Source organism: Janthinobacterium sp. 35 (genome assembly GCF_002754575.1).
GTDB lineage: Bacteria > Pseudomonadota > Gammaproteobacteria > Burkholderiales > Burkholderiaceae_D > Janthinobacterium > Janthinobacterium tructae.
The window spans coordinates 1,767,233-1,781,909 of sequence record NZ_PEFN01000001.1 but is presented as its reverse complement, the minus strand read 5'-3'; the positions used below and the strand labels follow the sequence as shown (position 1 = coordinate 1,781,909).

Annotated in this window: 13 protein-coding genes; 8 read left to right on the top strand and 5 right to left on the bottom strand. The window is 61.7% G+C overall.

Annotation, left to right across the window (positions count from 1 at the left end; genetic code table 11):
* Positions 1-9 precede the first annotated feature (9 nt).
* The 4 genes from thiE (at position 10) to CLU93_RS07990 (ending at position 3,750) form a co-directional block, all read left to right on the top strand.
* On the top strand, positions 10-621 hold the full coding sequence (gene thiE / locus CLU93_RS08005) for a thiamine phosphate synthase (protein WP_099760684.1): 612 nt from the start codon (positions 10-12) through the stop codon (positions 619-621).
* Positions 622-699: 78 nt separating this feature from the next.
* Positions 700-1,332 carry an ANTAR domain-containing response regulator gene (locus tag CLU93_RS08000; protein WP_099760683.1) on the top strand — a complete coding sequence of 211 codons (633 nt, stop codon included), beginning with the start codon at positions 700-702 and terminating at the stop codon, positions 1,330-1,332.
* Between the two features lie 112 nt (positions 1,333-1,444).
* On the top strand, positions 1,445-2,551 hold the full coding sequence (locus CLU93_RS07995) for an S-(hydroxymethyl)glutathione dehydrogenase/class III alcohol dehydrogenase (RefSeq protein ID WP_099760682.1): 1,107 nt from the start codon (positions 1,445-1,447) through the stop codon (positions 2,549-2,551).
* 344 nt (positions 2,552-2,895) lie between these two features.
* Positions 2,896-3,750 (top strand): hypothetical protein, encoded by an 855-nt coding sequence (locus CLU93_RS07990; protein ID WP_133250697.1) that lies wholly within the window; start codon positions 2,896-2,898, stop codon positions 3,748-3,750.
* Positions 3,751-3,763: 13 nt separating this feature from the next.
* On the opposite strand, the gene CLU93_RS07985 is transcribed toward CLU93_RS07990, so the two are convergent.
* Together CLU93_RS07985 and CLU93_RS07980 are read right to left on the bottom strand one after the other, a co-directional pair.
* On the bottom strand, positions 3,764-4,288 hold the full coding sequence (locus CLU93_RS07985; RefSeq protein ID WP_099760680.1) for a GNAT family N-acetyltransferase: 525 nt from the start codon (positions 4,286-4,288) through the stop codon (positions 3,764-3,766).
* The gene (locus tag CLU93_RS07980) at positions 4,285-4,560 is read right to left on the bottom strand and encodes a hypothetical protein (RefSeq protein WP_099760679.1); all 276 of its coding nucleotides are present in this window, start codon (positions 4,558-4,560) and stop codon (positions 4,285-4,287) included. The genes CLU93_RS07985 and CLU93_RS07980 overlap by 4 nt, the downstream gene beginning before the upstream one ends.
* A gap of 108 nt (positions 4,561-4,668) precedes the next feature.
* Here CLU93_RS07980 and CLU93_RS07975 point away from each other — a divergent pair, with 108 nt between their 5' ends.
* Positions 4,669-6,978, top strand: coding sequence for a UvrD-helicase domain-containing protein (locus CLU93_RS07975; protein ID WP_099760678.1), 2,310 nt, complete (start codon positions 4,669-4,671; stop codon positions 6,976-6,978).
* A gap of 198 nt (positions 6,979-7,176) precedes the next feature.
* Here the strand turns inward: CLU93_RS07975 and CLU93_RS07970 are convergent, their stop codons facing one another.
* The 3 genes from CLU93_RS07970 to CLU93_RS07960 form a co-directional block, all read right to left on the bottom strand.
* Entirely contained in the window at positions 7,177-7,968 is a 792-nt protein-coding gene (locus CLU93_RS07970) for a BPSS1780 family membrane protein (RefSeq protein ID WP_099760677.1), read from the bottom strand.
* Positions 7,969-7,970: 2 nt separating this feature from the next.
* Entirely contained in the window at positions 7,971-8,927 is a 957-nt protein-coding gene (locus CLU93_RS07965; protein WP_099760676.1) for a homoserine kinase, read from the bottom strand.
* A gap of 83 nt (positions 8,928-9,010) precedes the next feature.
* Entirely contained in the window at positions 9,011-9,406 is a 396-nt protein-coding gene (locus CLU93_RS07960; RefSeq protein WP_099760675.1) for a hypothetical protein, read from the bottom strand.
* A gap of 305 nt (positions 9,407-9,711) precedes the next feature.
* Here CLU93_RS07960 and polA point away from each other — a divergent pair, with 305 nt between their 5' ends.
* The 3 genes from polA to CLU93_RS07945 all read left to right on the top strand — a co-directional run bounded on the left by polA (position 9,712) and on the right by CLU93_RS07945 (position 14,487).
* Complete coding sequence (gene polA, locus CLU93_RS07955; RefSeq protein WP_099760674.1) at positions 9,712-12,462, top strand: DNA polymerase I; 2,751 nt, start codon at positions 9,712-9,714, stop codon at positions 12,460-12,462.
* A 136-nt stretch (positions 12,463-12,598) separates the two neighbouring features.
* Positions 12,599-13,483, top strand: coding sequence for a dienelactone hydrolase family protein (locus CLU93_RS07950; protein WP_099760673.1), 885 nt, complete (start codon positions 12,599-12,601; stop codon positions 13,481-13,483).
* Between the two features lie 245 nt (positions 13,484-13,728).
* Positions 13,729-14,487, top strand: coding sequence for a ZIP family metal transporter (locus tag CLU93_RS07945; RefSeq protein WP_096233833.1), 759 nt, complete (start codon positions 13,729-13,731; stop codon positions 14,485-14,487).
* Positions 14,488-14,677 lie beyond the last annotated feature (190 nt).

The window sequence follows — 14,677 nt, the reverse complement described above, 5'->3', positions numbered from 1 at the left end:
GAAATCATCATGCGTGGACTGTATCTGGTCACCCCGAACTGGGATGACACCGACCGCCTGCTCGACGTCAGCGAGCAAGCCTTGCAGGAAGGCGTGGCGCTGCTGCAATATCGCCACAAGAGCGCCGAGGCGGAGCAACGGCGCGAACAGGCCGGCGCCTTGATGGCGCTGGCCCGCAAGTATGGCGTGCCGTTCATCATCAATGACTTTATCGAACTGTGCGAAGAACTCGACGCGGACGGCGTGCACGTGGGTGGCACGGACGCGTCCGTGGCGCAGGTGCGCGCGCGCCTGGGCACGAAGAAGATCGTCGGCGCCTCGTGCTATGGCGACATGGCCCTGGCACGGACGGCCGAGGCGGGCGGCGCCAGCTATGTGGCCTTCGGCGGCTTTTATCCGTCGCTGGTGAAAAAGTACCCGGTGACGACGCCCCTCGATATCGTGCTGCAAGCCAAGCGTGAGATCAGCTTGCCGTGCGTGGTGATCGGCGGCATGACGCCGGAGAACGCGGCGCCTCTGGCGGCACGCGGCGCCGACATGGTGGCGGCCATCAGCAGCGTCTATCAGGCGGACGATGTGAATATTGCGGTGCAGCAATTCAATCACTTGTTTGCGGTGTGAGCATGGACGTGAAGGGCTGGTTTGGGGGAATAATCGGCATATAATAAGAACATCATTCATTACCGAGGTCCCCCACCCATGAGTCAGCCAGCCGCCGCGAAACGCCTTATCCTGATCGTTGACGATGACCAGCTCCTGTTGGAATTCCTCGGCGAAATCCTGCGCCATGCCGGCTACGAGACGGCCCTGGCCCATTCGGCCGAAGTGGCGCTGCAAATGGTCGCCCAGCGCGAGCCGGACCTGGCCTTGCTCGACATCCACATGCCGGGCATGTCCGGCCTGGAACTGGCCAAGCGCTTGCATGGCGAAACGGGCGTGCCGTTCATGTTCCTGTCCGGCAGCGGCGACAGCGAATCGGGCAAGCAGGCGGCCGCCTACGGCGCCGTCGGCTACGTGGTGAAACCCGTCGATGAAGGCCGCTTGATGCCCGCCTTCGAAGCGGGCCTGGCGCGTGCCGATGAAATCCGCCAGCTGCGGCGCACCGAACTGAACCTGAATGCGGCGCTGGCCGCCGGGCGCGAAACCAGCCTGGCCGTCGGTTTGCTAATGGGCAAGTTCCAGACGGACCGCAACACGGCCTTCGAAGTGCTGCGCGACCACGCCCGCTCCAGCCGCCGCAAGATCAATGAAATCGCCAGCCAGCTGCTGCTGGCCGAGGAAACCCTGAACGGCTTGCACGGCGCTTTTTTGAACCGCGCGAAAAGCAAGTAGGTGTTGCGCCGGCGCCGGCGTGGCACGTCGGCGCCTGCCTTGTTATGATGTGACGCTACGGCGCGCTGGCGCGCCCGGTTCAACCATACACAGCACACACCACAGGACACACATGAAAACCAAAGCAGCGATTGCATGGAAGGCGGGCGCGCCTTTGACCATCGAGGAAGTCGATCTGGCCGGCCCGCGCGAGGGCGAGGTATTGGTCGAGATCAAGGCCACGGGCATTTGCCACACCGATTACTACACTTTGTCGGGCGCCGACCCGGAAGGCATCTTCCCATCCATCCTCGGCCATGAAGGCGCCGGCATCGTCGTCGATGTGGGCCCTGGCGTGAAAAGCCTGAAAAAGGATGACCACGTCATTCCCCTGTACACGCCGGAATGCCGCCAGTGCAAATTCTGCCTGTCGCAAAAGACGAACCTGTGCCAGTCGATCCGCTCGACGCAGGGGCGCGGCCTGATGCCGGACGCCACCTCGCGCTTTTCCATCGACGGTCAACCCATCTTCCACTACATGGGCACGTCCACCTTCTCGAACTATATCGTCGTGCCGGAAATTGCCCTGGCCAAGATCCGCGAAGACGCGCCGTTCGACAAGGTGTGTTACATCGGCTGCGGCGTGACCACGGGCGTGGGCGCCGTCTTGTTCACGGCCAAGGTCGAGGCGGGCGCCAACGTGGTCGTCTTCGGCCTGGGTGGCATCGGCCTGAACGTGATCCAGGCGGCCAAGATGGTCGGTGCGGACAAGATTATTGGCGTCGACATCAACCCGGCCCGACAAGCCATCGCGCGCAAGTTCGGCATGACGCATTTTGTCAACGCCAACGAAGTGGAGAACGTGGTCGACACCATCGTGCAACTGACCGACGGCGGCGCCGACTATTCGTTTGAATGCATCGGCAACACCACCACCATGCGCCAGTCGCTCGAATGCTGCCACAAGGGCTGGGGCCAGTCCATCATCATCGGCGTGGCTGCGGCCGGCCAGGAAATTTCCACGCGTCCATTCCAGCTGGTGACGGGGCGTGTATGGAAGGGTTCCGCCTTCGGCGGCGCGCGCGGCCGTACGGACGTGCCGAAGATCGTCGACTGGTATATGGAAGGCAAGCTCAATATCGATGATTTGATCACGCACCGTTTGAAGCTCGACGATATCAACCAGGGTTTCGACTTGATGAAGAGCGGCGAATCGATCCGCTCCGTCGTGCTGTATTAATTGAAATACGCCGTACCACGGCGTTTTTGCGGAGGCTGCGGCCTCCGTTTTTTTGCCGCCGCGTTTGCCATCCATCGGGCCTGGCTGTCGCCTAACCCTTCATCCCGGCAATTCATCGCACGGCGCTGGCGGTGCCGGCCGCCAGCGCTTATCGTGATTCTCGTCGCTGTACCACAGCGGCTTTACGGAGGCCCCTGGCCTCCTTTTTTTTTAACAGTGCTTTGCCACTCATCGCGCAAGCCTGCCGTCCAGGTGCACCTTTTTGCAGCCTGTCGCAGCGCGCTGGAGCCGTGAGCTCTCCGTCGTTAAAGTCAACGCTCCACTACTTTTGCGACGAGGCAGCCATGTCCACTTCCCACCGTTTGATCCTCAGCCTGGCCGGTATCCTGCTTGGCGGCAGCGCGCTGGCCGTGCAGCCGCCGCAGCCGCCCGCGCCACCGGCCCCGCCAGCCGCGCCCAGCGTGCAGGTCAGCCGTTCGCTCGACAAGGGTGAAAGTTATGCACTCGTTGATGGCGCCAGGGATGGTGAGGGCGTCATCGTTGTCGATAGCGATATTCATTCGCAGCAGGTGGAAAAGCTCAAGCGCTCGATCAAGGGACCCTTCCTGTGGTTCCGCGACCAGGGCCAGGCCTATGTGCTGCAGGATGCGGCCTTGCTGGGCAAGGTGCGCACGGCATGGCAGCCTTCGAGACAGCTGGGCAAGGAGATGAGCGCGCTCGGCGATCAAATGGGCGCGCATGGCAAGGCCATGGGCGAAATGGGCCGCAAGATGGGTGCCCGCAGCCTGGAAAAAGGCAGCGCGCGCGAGTCGGAACAGCTGCGCGCGCTGGGCCGCCAGCAGCAGGAACTGGGCCGCAAGCTTGGCGACGCTTCGCGCCGCCAGGCGCTGGCAACGAGCGACACGGCGCGCCGCGCGGCCGAGCGCGACGTGGAGCGCCTGCAGCAGCAGATGGAAGATGCGCAGGAAGAGATGGAAGAGATCAACGACCGCATCGCCGACGTGCACGAGCGCGAGGCCGAGAAAGTGGAGCAGATGTCGCGCCAGATGGAGCAACGCAGCAAGCCGATGGAAGCGCTGGGCAAGCAAATGGGCGACCTGGGCCGCCAGCAGGAAAAAGTTGTCAAGCTCGCCGACAAGACCACGCGCCAGGTGATCGCTCAGGCACTCAGCGAAGGCAAGGCAAAACTGGTGCGCTGAGTGCTGTGCCGAATCAGCGGGCCAGCGGCTTGCGCATCAGGCAGCGCAGCGCCGGATCGTGCCCGTCCTGCGCTTCGCGCGCCAGCTTGAGCGCATGCCTAGCGCCCAGCGCCACGGCCTCGATTTCGCTGAAGCCGTGGCGCGCATAGTAGGGCGCGTTCCACGGCAGGTGGCGATACGTGCTCAGTGTCAGCCAGGCGCAGCCCAGCGCCCGGGCATGGGCCGCCGCCGCGTCGAGCAGGCGCGCGCCCAGTCCCTGCCGTTGCTGCGGCAGTGCAACGGACAATTCCACGATGAACAACTGGCCGTCGAGCGGCTGGGCGGCCAGGAAACCCGCTGGCGCATCCTGCTCATCGGCGGCCACCCACACGCCGCCATCCTGCTGCAGCGCCTGCAAGGTCTCCAGTGGCAAGGGGGCGCCATGCGCCAGCCAGGCCAGTTCGGGGCCGGCCTGGGCAAACAGGATTGCGGCGCTGCGCTCGACCTGGGCCAGCAACGGCAGGTCGGCGCTGGTGGCTGCGCGGATGGCGTAACTCATGGTGTGTTCCACACGGAGGCCATGGCGCGGTATTGCGCCGGCAGCTGCTCCCTGGCGCCGTCCTCGCTGGCATACACGTCATCCTGCACGGTTTCCCACTGCGCGTCGCAGCTGAAACGGTAGACTTGCGCCTCGTCCCCGTAGCGGCACACGGCCAGGCCGTGGATGGCGACGGGGGCGGCGCCATGCTCATCGGTGACATGGCCGAACGGCACGTCGGACCAGGCCCAAGCCAGTACGCGGGCGCCGTCGAGGTGAGTGGGTGGTGTCATGGGATACGGGCTGCGGTGTCGGGATGCCGATTGTAGCGCGCGTGGGTAAAATGCCGCGACCGCTGGACAAATGCACAGTATTTTTAGCCATGCCGGTATAATCACGGCATGCAAAATCTTCTTCACAACCTCAATCCCGAACAATTGGCTGCCGTCACCTTGCCGGCCCAGCATGCGCTGATCCTGGCTGGCGCCGGTTCGGGCAAGACCCGCGTGCTGACCACCCGCATCGCCTGGCTGATCCAGACACAGCAGGTATCGCCGCCCGGCATCCTGGCCGTGACCTTTACCAACAAGGCCGCCAAGGAAATGCTCACGCGCCTGTCGGCCATGCTGCCAATCAACACGCGCGGCATGTGGATCGGTACCTTCCACGGCCTGTGCAACCGCTTGCTGCGCACGCACTACCGCGACGCCGCCTTGCCGCAAACGTTCCAGATCCTCGATTCGCAGGATCAATTGTCGGTGATCAAGCGCTTGTTGAAGGCGAACAATATCGATGATGAAAAATTCCCGCCGAAGACGGTGATGTATTTCATCAACAATGCCAAGGACCAGGGTTTGCGCGCCACGGACGTGGAAGCGTACGACGCGCACGAGCGCAAGATGGTCGAGCTGTACCAGCTGTATGACGACCAGTGCCAGCGCGAAGGCGTCGTCGATTTTGCGGAATTGCTGCTGCGCACGTACGAATTGCTCAGCCGCAACCAGCCGCTGCGCGAACACTACCAGGCGCGCTTCCGCCACATTTTGGTGGACGAGTTCCAGGATACGAATAATCTGCAATACAACTGGTTGAAATTGCTGGCCGGCCACGGCAGCCGCGATGGCGGCGCCCTGTTTGCCGTCGGCGACGATGACCAGAGCATCTACGCGTTTCGCGGCGCGAACGTGGGCAACATGAGCGCCTTCGAGCACGAGTTCCAGGTGAAGAACTTGATCAAGCTGGAGCAGAACTACCGCTCGCATGGTCACATCCTCGACAGCGCCAATGTGTTGATCGCGAACAATAGCAAGCGCCTGGGCAAGAATTTGCGCACGGACGCGGGCCATGGCGAGCAGGTGCGCGTGTATGAGGCCAGTTCCGACTTGCAGGAAGCACAGTGGATCATCGAAGAGGCGAAAAGCCTGATCGCCGATGGCGCCTCGCGCAGCGAAATCGCGATTCTGTACCGCTCGAATGCGCAATCGCGCGTGATCGAACATGCGCTGTTTTCAGCCAGCATTCCGTACCACGTGTACGGCGGCCAGCGCTACTTCCAGCGCGCCGAGGTCAAGCACGCGATTGCCTATTTGCAATTGATGGACAATCCGCACAATGACTCCGCTTTCTTGCGCGTGGTCAATTTCCCCACGCGCGGTATCGGCATGCGCTCGATCGAGCAATTGCAGGCGGCGTCCGAGCAGTATGGCATCTCGCTGTACGCCTCCGTGCCTTACGTGGCGGGCAAGGCGGGCAGCGTGCTGGCCGGTTTCGTCAAGCTGATCGAAGGCGTGCGTTTCGAAACGCAGCAACTGTCGCTGCCGGAAATGGTCAGAGTGGTGCTGGAAGCGAGTACCTTGCTGCAACACTATCAGAATGAAAAAGAAGGCGCCGACCGCATCGAAAACTTGGAGCAGATGGTCAGCGCGGCCAGCCAGTTCGTTTCCGAAGAGGGTTTCGGCCAGGCGGCACCGGCCCATCTGGGCCCAAGCGCCCAGGCGCAGTCGGGCGCGCCCGTCGTCAACCAGGATGGTATCGAAATCCTCGACGCCGATGCGCCGTTGCCGGCCGTCATGTCGCCGCTCTCCGCGTTTTTATCGCATGCGTCGCTGGAAGCCGGGGACAACCAGGCGCAGGCGGGCCAGGATGCGCTGCAGATGATGACGGTGCACTCGGCCAAGGGCCTGGAATTCGACAACGTGTTCATTACGGGCCTGGAAGAGGGCCTGTTCCCGCACGAAAGCAGCTCGAAGGAAGACAATGGCGTGGAAGAGGAACGCCGGCTGATGTACGTGGCCATCACGCGCGCGCGCAAGCGGCTGTACATGAGCTTTGCGCAGACGCGCATGCTGCACGGCCAGACGCGCTACAACATGAAGTCGCGTTTCTTTGACGAGTTGCCGGAAGAAGCGCTGAAATGGCTGTCGCCGAAGGTGCAGGCGAACTGGTTCGGCAACCGCAAGTCGGCCTGGGACGAGGCGCCCAAGGTGGCCAGCCTGGGTTCGGACAATGCGATTGCACAAAAGATCGCGCAAAAAGCCACGGGCGGCGGCTGGCGCATCGGCGAATCGGTGGCGCATGCCAAGTTCGGCGAAGGCGTGATCGTCAATATCGAAGGCGGCGGCGGCAATGCCCGCGCGCAGATCAATTTTGGCCAGCATGGCATGAAGGTGCTGGACCTGGGGATTGCCAAGCTGGAACGGCTGGGACGGTGATGTAGAACGCGGGATGGCTGACGATGGCGTCGGATTACGCCTTCGGCTAATCCGACCTACGCCTGGAACGGTGATCTGGTCTGGCGCGAAGGTCGGATTAGCGCAGCGTAATCCGACAACATTGTTGGCGTGCAAGGCATTCGATATATAAAAAGGGGCAGCCTGCGCAGGCTGCCATTTTTTACGTCTGGCCGGCGATCACTCGCCGGTCTTGTCCAGCGACACCGTCTTGTTCTCATCGACGGGCACGCCGAAGATCTGGCGGTAGGCGGCGTAAAACGAGCAATGCATGATGATGGTCAAGATCATCGACAGGGGCATCATCAGCTGCATCATCAGCGGCGTGCGGCCAAAGATGACGGCCAGTAACTGGCTGGTGACGACGCTGATGGCGAACCAGGTGGAAGCGAAGACGATGAAGGCCGACAGCGAGCGCCAGACGGCGAAAAAGCTGAAGAACAGCGCCTTGCCCAGGCTGATGCGTTGCCAGTAGATCAGCGGCGCGGCAAAGCAGAAGGCCATGGCGGCGGGCACGTACAGCACGATGGCCAGCAGGATGCCCAGACCCAGGCGCGATTCGGGGATGGCGGCGCGCGCCGCTTCTTCCGTCAATTGCCCCGTGACCAGTTGCCACAGCAAGCCGTCGTCCACCAGGCTCGAGGCGCCGATGGCGCCGATGGCCATCAGGATGTACAGCACGCCCAGGCCCAGCAGGGAAGCAAGCGCCGGCTTGCGGAAGCCCGAGATCAACAGGCTGGGCAAGACGCGCTTGCCCTGGTCGATATTCAGGCAGCCTTGCACGAAGGCGATGGAAAACACGGGGACCAGGATGACGGGCAGCATTTGGCCGAGCAGGGGCACGATGCTGACGGCCAGCATGCAGAACATATAGCCGAGAAACAGCATCGACATGCCGCCAGGTTGCTTGCGAAACAGGGAGAATCCCTGTTTCACCCATTGCCAACCTGTACTTGCAGGTAATTTTTCCATGTTTAAAACAGTTCCGGGGCAGGTGTGGCGATACGTTCGCGCAGAATGCGTTCGAAATGCGTGGGATCGTGCGGGGTCAGCATTTCCGCTTCGCGCGGCTGGTAATAATCGTACAGGCGTGACAGCCAGAAGCGTAGCGCGGCAGCGCGCAGCATTGCTTGCCATGCCGTCTGTTCTTCCTGCGTGAACGGGCGCACGGCCTGGTAGGCGTCGAGCAGGGCGCGCACGCGCACCTTGTCGAGCACGCCCGTGGCCAGGTCTACGCACCAGTCGTTGACGGTGACGGCCACGTCGAACAGCCAGGTGTCGCAGCCGGCAAAATAAAAGTCGAAAAAGCCCGTCAGTTGCTCGCCGTCAAACATGACGTTGTTGCGGAACAAGTCGGCATGCACGGGGCCGCGCGGGATGGCTTTATACGTATTGCAGGCCGCAAAGGCGTCCTGGAAATGGATTTCCGCGCGCAGCAAATGCGCCTTGGCATCGTCGAGGTGGTGCAAGACCAGCGGTGTGGTGGCGTTCCACCACTGCAGTCCCCGCAAATTCGGCTGCTGCAGGGGGAAGTCCTGCGCCGCCAGGTGCATCTTCGCCAGCATGGCGCCGACAGCGGCGCAATGCACGGCTTGCGGCGCCATCTGCGAGCTGCCGTCGAGTTTGCTGACGATGGCGGCCGGCTTGCCTTGCAGGGCCGTCACCAGCTCGCCATTCGCGTTGGCGATCGGCGCGGGCACCAGCACGCCCCGGTCCGCCAAATGGCGCATCAGTTGCAGATAAAACGGCAATTGCTCGAAGCTGAGGTTTTCAAAGATCGTCAGCACATACTCGCCGCGCTCCGTGCTCAGGAAGAAATTGCTGTTTTCGATGCCGGACGCGATGCCCTTGAGCGCCAGAGGTTTGCCGAGTGGAAACTGCGTGAGCCACTGGCCGATATCGTCCAGGTGTAGCGCGGTAAAAACTGCCATGGGAAAGAGGGGAATGGTCTAAAAGGTCAAAAAAAGCCGGCTGCCCCGCAGGTGGCCGGGGCAGGGCAGAAGAGAGTGGCTGCTTACTTCGCTGCTGCGGGTGGTGCTGGCGCGTCTGCTGCCTCTTCGTCGCGTTGTTTCTGTTTCTTCTTGCCCAGGTCGAATTCCAGCACTTTCCATTGCGGGCCGCGCAGGGCGTTGCCATTGGCCTGGTCGGCGCCGGCGGCCGGCTTCATGTAATAGGTGCTGCCGCCGCTGGTGACTTTCACTTCGCTGGTGACACCCGCTTCGCGTTTTTCGGTGATCTGCTGCTTGGCCGCCGCTGGCGCCACGGTGATGGGCGCTTCGCCCATTTCCTCGATACGTTCGAGCTGGGGCGGCGCGTCGCTCGGTTTGGCCGGCGTCTGGGCGCTGGCGATGGCCGAACATGCCAGCAGGGGCAGGGCGAGGAATGTCCAGAGTGTCGATGTACGCATCATGATGGGTTCGCTTCCATGTGTGGGACTGCAGCGCGTGCAGTGCTGTATTGCCGTCAATTTATCTATAAGGCATTGTAACAAACTGGTAGGCAATGCTGCTTAATACGGCTGATTAAATGCGCGGAAATAGGCCCTGTTCACCCGCCGGGCGGCCAGGCGAGGGTTCAGCCATGGCAAATTGTGCAAAAAACGCGGGCCCTGTCCCCGGTGGCGCGGCCCTAAACTCTGCGATAATTGGGCGATATTCCACCCGCCCGCCGCTGTTTCTTCCCGGCTGGCGCGGCTCACCTTATTTTATTGGCATTATGCAAAACACCCTGCTGTTAGTCGACGGTTCCAGTTACCTTTATCGCGCCTTCCATGCGCTGCCCGACCTGCGCAGCCCGGACGGTTATCCTACGGGCGCCATGCACGGCATGGTCAACATGCTGCGCCGTTTGCGCGCCGATTACCCGGCCGCCTACATCGCCTGCGTGTTCGATGCCAAGGGCAAGACATTCCGCGATGATATGTATCCCGAGTACAAGGCCACGCGCGCCTCGATGCCGGACGACCTGCGCCTGCAGATCGAACCGATCCACGAAGCCGTGCGCGCCATGGGCTGGCCCATCTTGATGGTCGACGGCGTGGAAGCCGATGACGTGATCGGGACTTTGGCCGTGCAGGCGGCCGCCGCCGGCATGAACGTGGTGGTCTCCACGGGCGACAAGGACCTGGCGCAACTGGTCAACAGCCAGGTGACCCTGATCAATACCATGAGCAATGAAAAGCTCGACGAAGCGGCCGTGCTGGCCAAGTTCGGCGTGCCGCCGAACCGCATCATCGATTATCTGTCGCTGATCGGCGATACCGTCGACAACGTGCCGGGCGTATCGAAATGCGGCCCGAAAACGGCCGTCAAGTGGCTGACCCTGTACGACAGCCTGGAAGGCGTGATGGAAAACGCGGCCAAGGTGGGCGGCGCCGTGGGTGAGCACCTGCGCACGGCCCTGCCATGGCTGCCGCAGGCGCGCGCCTTGATCACCGTCAAGACCGATTGCGATCTGTCCGGTCACATGACGACGATCGCCGACTCGCTGGTGGCGAAACACGAAGACAAGGAAGCCTTGCTGGCCTTCTTCAACCGCTACGGCTTCAAGGCCCTGCTGCGCGAACTGGGTGCGGCGCCGCCACCGATGTCGCCCGTCGGCGCACCGGTAGCCACGACGAACACCACGGGCGACATGTTCGCCGATGCCGCACCTAAGGTGGAAGCCGTGTATGAAACCGTGCTGACGGACGAGCAGCTGGACAAATGGATCGCCCTGATCGATGCGGCGCCTTTGACGGCCGTGGACACGGAAACGACTTCGCTGGAACCGATGACGGCGCAAATGGTCGGCATTTCCCTCTCCGTGGCCGAACACGCCGCCTGCTACATCCCGCTGGCGCACGATTACGCGGGCGCGCCGGAACAGTTGACGCGCGAACACGTGCTGGCGAAGCTGCGCCCATGGCTGGAAGATGCCAACAAGCCCAAGCTGGGCCAGAACCTGAAATACGACAGCCATATCTTCGCCAACCATGGCGTGACGTTGCGCGGCATCGCCCACGATACCCTGCTCGAATCGTATGTGTTCGAATCGCACAAGAAGCACGACATGGACAGCCTGGCCCTGCGCCACCTGAACTACACGACGATCCCGTTCGAGGATGTGTGCGGCAAGGGCGTCAAGCAGATCACGTTCAATCAAGTCGAGGTAGAGCAGGCGGCCAGGTATGCGGCCGAGGATGCCGACGTCACCTTGCGCTTGCACAATGCCATGTGGGGCAATGTGGCGAATGATGAAAAACTCACCTTCATCTATGAAAAGATCGAGATGCCGACGGCCGTGGTCTTGCAAAAGATCGAGCGCAACGGCGTGCTGATCGACGACGAATTGCTCAACATCCAGTCGGCCGAACTGGCCGTCAAAATCCTGGAGCTGGAAAAGAAAGCGTATGAGCTGGCCGAGCAGCCGTTCAACCTGGGTTCGCCCAAGCAGATCGGCGAAATCTTCTTTGAGAAATTGAAGCTGCCGGTAATTAAAAAAACCCCGACGGGCGCGCCCTCGACGGATGAAGAAGTGCTGCAAAAGCTGGCCGAGGATTATCCGTTGCCGAAAGTGCTGCTCGAATACCGTGGCATGGCCAAGCTGAAATCGACCTACACGGATAAATTGCCGAAGATGATCAACGTCACCACGGGCCGGGTGCACACGAACTATGCGCAAGCCGTGGCCGTGACGGGGCGCTTGGCGTCGAACGATCCGAATCTGCAGAATATTCCCATCCGCAGCGCGGAAGGGCGCCGCATTCGCGAAGCGTTCATCGCGCCGCCGGGCAGCCATATCGTCTCGGCCGACTATTCGCAGATCGAATTGCGCATCATGGCGCACATCTCGGGCGATGAAGCCATGCTGCGCGCATTTGCCGACGGCATCGACATTCACCGCGCCACGGCAGCTGAAATCTTTGGCGTGCCGGCTGCGGAAGTGCAAAGCGAACAACGCCGCTACGCCAAGGTCATCAACTTCGGCTTGATCTACGGCATGAGCGCATTTGGCCTGGCCGGTAACCTGGGTGTGGACCGCACGGCTGCGCAAAGCTATATCGACCGCTACTTCGCGCGTTTCTCGGGCGTGAAACAGTATATGGAAGACACGCGCCAGCAAGCCAAGGCGCGCGGCTACGTGGAAACCGTGTTCGGCCGCCGTTTGTGGCTGCCGGAAATCAATTCGCCAAACGGCCCGCGCCGCCAGGGCGCGGAACGGGCGGCGATCAACGCACCGATGCAAGGCACGGCCGCCGACCTGATCAAGCTGGCCATGATCGCCGTGCAAGGCTGGCTGGAAACGGACGGCTTGCAAACAAAAATGATCATGCAGGTGCACGATGAACTGGTGCTGGAAGTGCCGGACGCGGAACTGGAACTGGTCAAACGCAAGCTGCCGGAATTGATGGCGGGCGTGGCCGAGTTGAAAGTGCCGTTGACGGCGGAAGTCGGTATTGGTAAAAATTGGGACGAAGCGCACTGATGCGGTGTCGGCTTACGCGGGGCATGCCCCGCTAAGCCGACCTACGTGCCGATCAAGAGTGGTGAGCAGTGACCGTAGGTCGGCTTAGCGCAGCGTAAGCCGACATTTTCAAACACACTACATCCAGGAGAAACGCATGAGCGACATGATCACCGATTGTGAGAGTTTGCTGGGCCAGAGCAGCTTGTCCGGGCCGGACGGCCGGCGTGGTTTCCTGAAGGTAGCGCTGGGCACGGGTTTTGCCGTGGCCGTGCTGCCCGTCGCGGCGCAAAACGTCATCAAGACGGATTCCGCCGGGCTCGTCACGGGCAGCATGTCGGTGATGGTCGATGGCCAGGCCGTGCCCGTGTATGCGGCCCAGCCGGAAGGCAAGACGGGTTTGCCCGTCGTGTTGGTCATTTCGGAAATCTTTGGCGTGCATGAGCATATCGCCGACATGGCGCGCCGCTTCGCCAAACAGGGGTATCTGGCGCTGGCGCCCGATCTGTTCGTGCGCCAGGGCGATCCGACCAAGGTCAGCAGTATTCCGGAACTCATGAAAGGCATCATCGCCAGGACGCCGGACGCGCAAGTGATGGCGGACCTCGACGCTGTTGTTGCGTGGGCGAAACAGAATGGCGGTGACACGAGCCGCCTGGGCATGACGGGCTTTTGCTGGGGCGGGCGCATCACGTGGCTGTACGCGGCGCACAATCCGGCCGTCAAGGCGGGCGTGGCCTGGTATGGCCGCCTGGTGGGCGAGCCGACTCCCTTGCAGCCAAGCAACCCCATCGATATCGCCCCGACCTTGAAAGTCCCCGTGCTGGGCTTGTATGGCGGCAAGGATACCGGCATCAGCCAGGAATCGATCGCCAAGATGAAGGACGCGCTGGCCAAGGGCGGCAACAAGTCGGAATTCGTCGTGTATCCCGATGCGGGCCACGCCTTCAACGCCGATTACCGCCCCAGCTATGTGGCGGCCGATGCGAAAGATGGCTATGCGCGTTGTTTAGCCTGGTTCAAGAGCCACGGCGTGGCGTGATCGGCAACAGAAAAACACCGCATTTCCCAGAAGTTAACGCGAAAGGCGCACCGGGCTGTAAAATGCCCGCTGCGCGCCAATGCAGTACAATTGCATCTTCATCGCGCGACGCTGCCGCCAGACGCGCAAAAAATTAAACAATAGATAACAACGCATTCATCAGGCCAGACGCCAGCATCGCGGGCGCCAGTGACCCGGCGCCATTTTGAGGTAAGAAAATCATCGATCCCGTCCTTATATCCATTTTGCTCGCGACCACGCTCGCGGGCGTGTTGAGCATTACCGCGGCGGCGATCTTTTCGTTTGCATTCCTGTCCAAGGTGGTCGAGCGCATGGTCAGCTTGTCCGTCGGCATCATGTTGTCGACGTCCTTGCTGCACGCCTTGCCCGAAGCGTTCGAATCGCAGGCCGATCCGCGCAGCCTGTTCGCCACCCTGCTGGCGGGCTTGCTGGCCTTCTTCATGCTGGAAAAATTTGCCATCCTGCGCCATTCGCACCACCACGAAGGCGATGGCCACCACCATGCGCACGGCCACGACAAGCACGAGGCGGGCAAGGCCGGCTGGATGATCCTGGTCGGCGACGGCATGCACAACTTTACGGACGGCATCCTGATCGCCGCCGCCTTCCTGGCCGACCCGAAGCTGGGCCTGGTCACTGGCCTGGCCATCATCGCGCATGAAATCCCGCAGGAAATCGGCGATTTTATCGTGTTGCTCAATGCCGGCTTCTCGCGCCTGCGCGCGTATATCTTCAATCTGCTGTGCAGCCTGATGGCGGTGGCCGGCGGCTTGCTCGGCTATTTCACCCTGGACCGCGCCAGCAATCTGATTCCCTACGTGCTCGTCTTCGCCTCGTCCGGCTTCATCTATATCGCCTTGAGCGACCTGATGCCGCAGATGCAGCGCCGCGCCACCCTGCGCGAAACCATCCCGCAAGTGCTGCTGATCGGATTGGGCGTGTGCATCGTGCTGTTTTTGACGCACAAGCGCCACGGCGGTTGATACACTGGCGCGGTGGGTGTAGTATTGCCTTTCTGACTAACTTGCACAGAAAGGAGGAAAATATGGAAATTTTTATGCTCGCCCTATGGGATGCGCGTTCTTTAAGCACATTCGCCAGCTCTTGCCCACGTTCTATCGCGCTGCGATAACCTGGCCAGAGCAAAGCCACCCTCCTAGACGAGTCCTTTCC

Bases quoted from the DNA above. Each gene is read 5' to 3' on its own strand.
- CLU93_RS07970 (WP_099760677.1), bottom strand. From the start codon at position 7,968: ATGGAAAAATTACCTGCAAGTACAGGTTGGCAATGGGTGAAACAGGGA.
- CLU93_RS07990 (WP_133250697.1), top strand. From the start codon at position 2,896: ATGTCCACTTCCCACCGTTTGATCCTCAGCCTGGCCGGTATCCTGCTT.
- CLU93_RS08000 (WP_099760683.1), top strand. From the start codon at position 700: ATGAGTCAGCCAGCCGCCGCGAAACGCCTTATCCTGATCGTTGACGAT.
- CLU93_RS07985 (WP_099760680.1), bottom strand. From the start codon at position 4,288: ATGAGTTACGCCATCCGCGCAGCCACCAGCGCCGACCTGCCGTTGCTG.
- CLU93_RS07950 (WP_099760673.1), top strand. From the start codon at position 12,599: ATGAGCGACATGATCACCGATTGTGAGAGTTTGCTGGGCCAGAGCAGC.
- CLU93_RS07995 (WP_099760682.1), top strand. From the start codon at position 1,445: ATGAAAACCAAAGCAGCGATTGCATGGAAGGCGGGCGCGCCTTTGACC.
- thiE (WP_099760684.1), top strand. From the start codon at position 10: ATGCGTGGACTGTATCTGGTCACCCCGAACTGGGATGACACCGACCGC.
- CLU93_RS07975 (WP_099760678.1), top strand. From the start codon at position 4,669: ATGCAAAATCTTCTTCACAACCTCAATCCCGAACAATTGGCTGCCGTC.
- CLU93_RS07965 (WP_099760676.1), bottom strand. From the start codon at position 8,927: ATGGCAGTTTTTACCGCGCTACACCTGGACGATATCGGCCAGTGGCTC.
- polA (WP_099760674.1), top strand. From the start codon at position 9,712: ATGCAAAACACCCTGCTGTTAGTCGACGGTTCCAGTTACCTTTATCGC.
- CLU93_RS07980 (WP_099760679.1), bottom strand. From the start codon at position 4,560: ATGACACCACCCACTCACCTCGACGGCGCCCGCGTACTGGCTTGGGCC.
- CLU93_RS07960 (WP_099760675.1), bottom strand. From the start codon at position 9,406: ATGATGCGTACATCGACACTCTGGACATTCCTCGCCCTGCCCCTGCTG.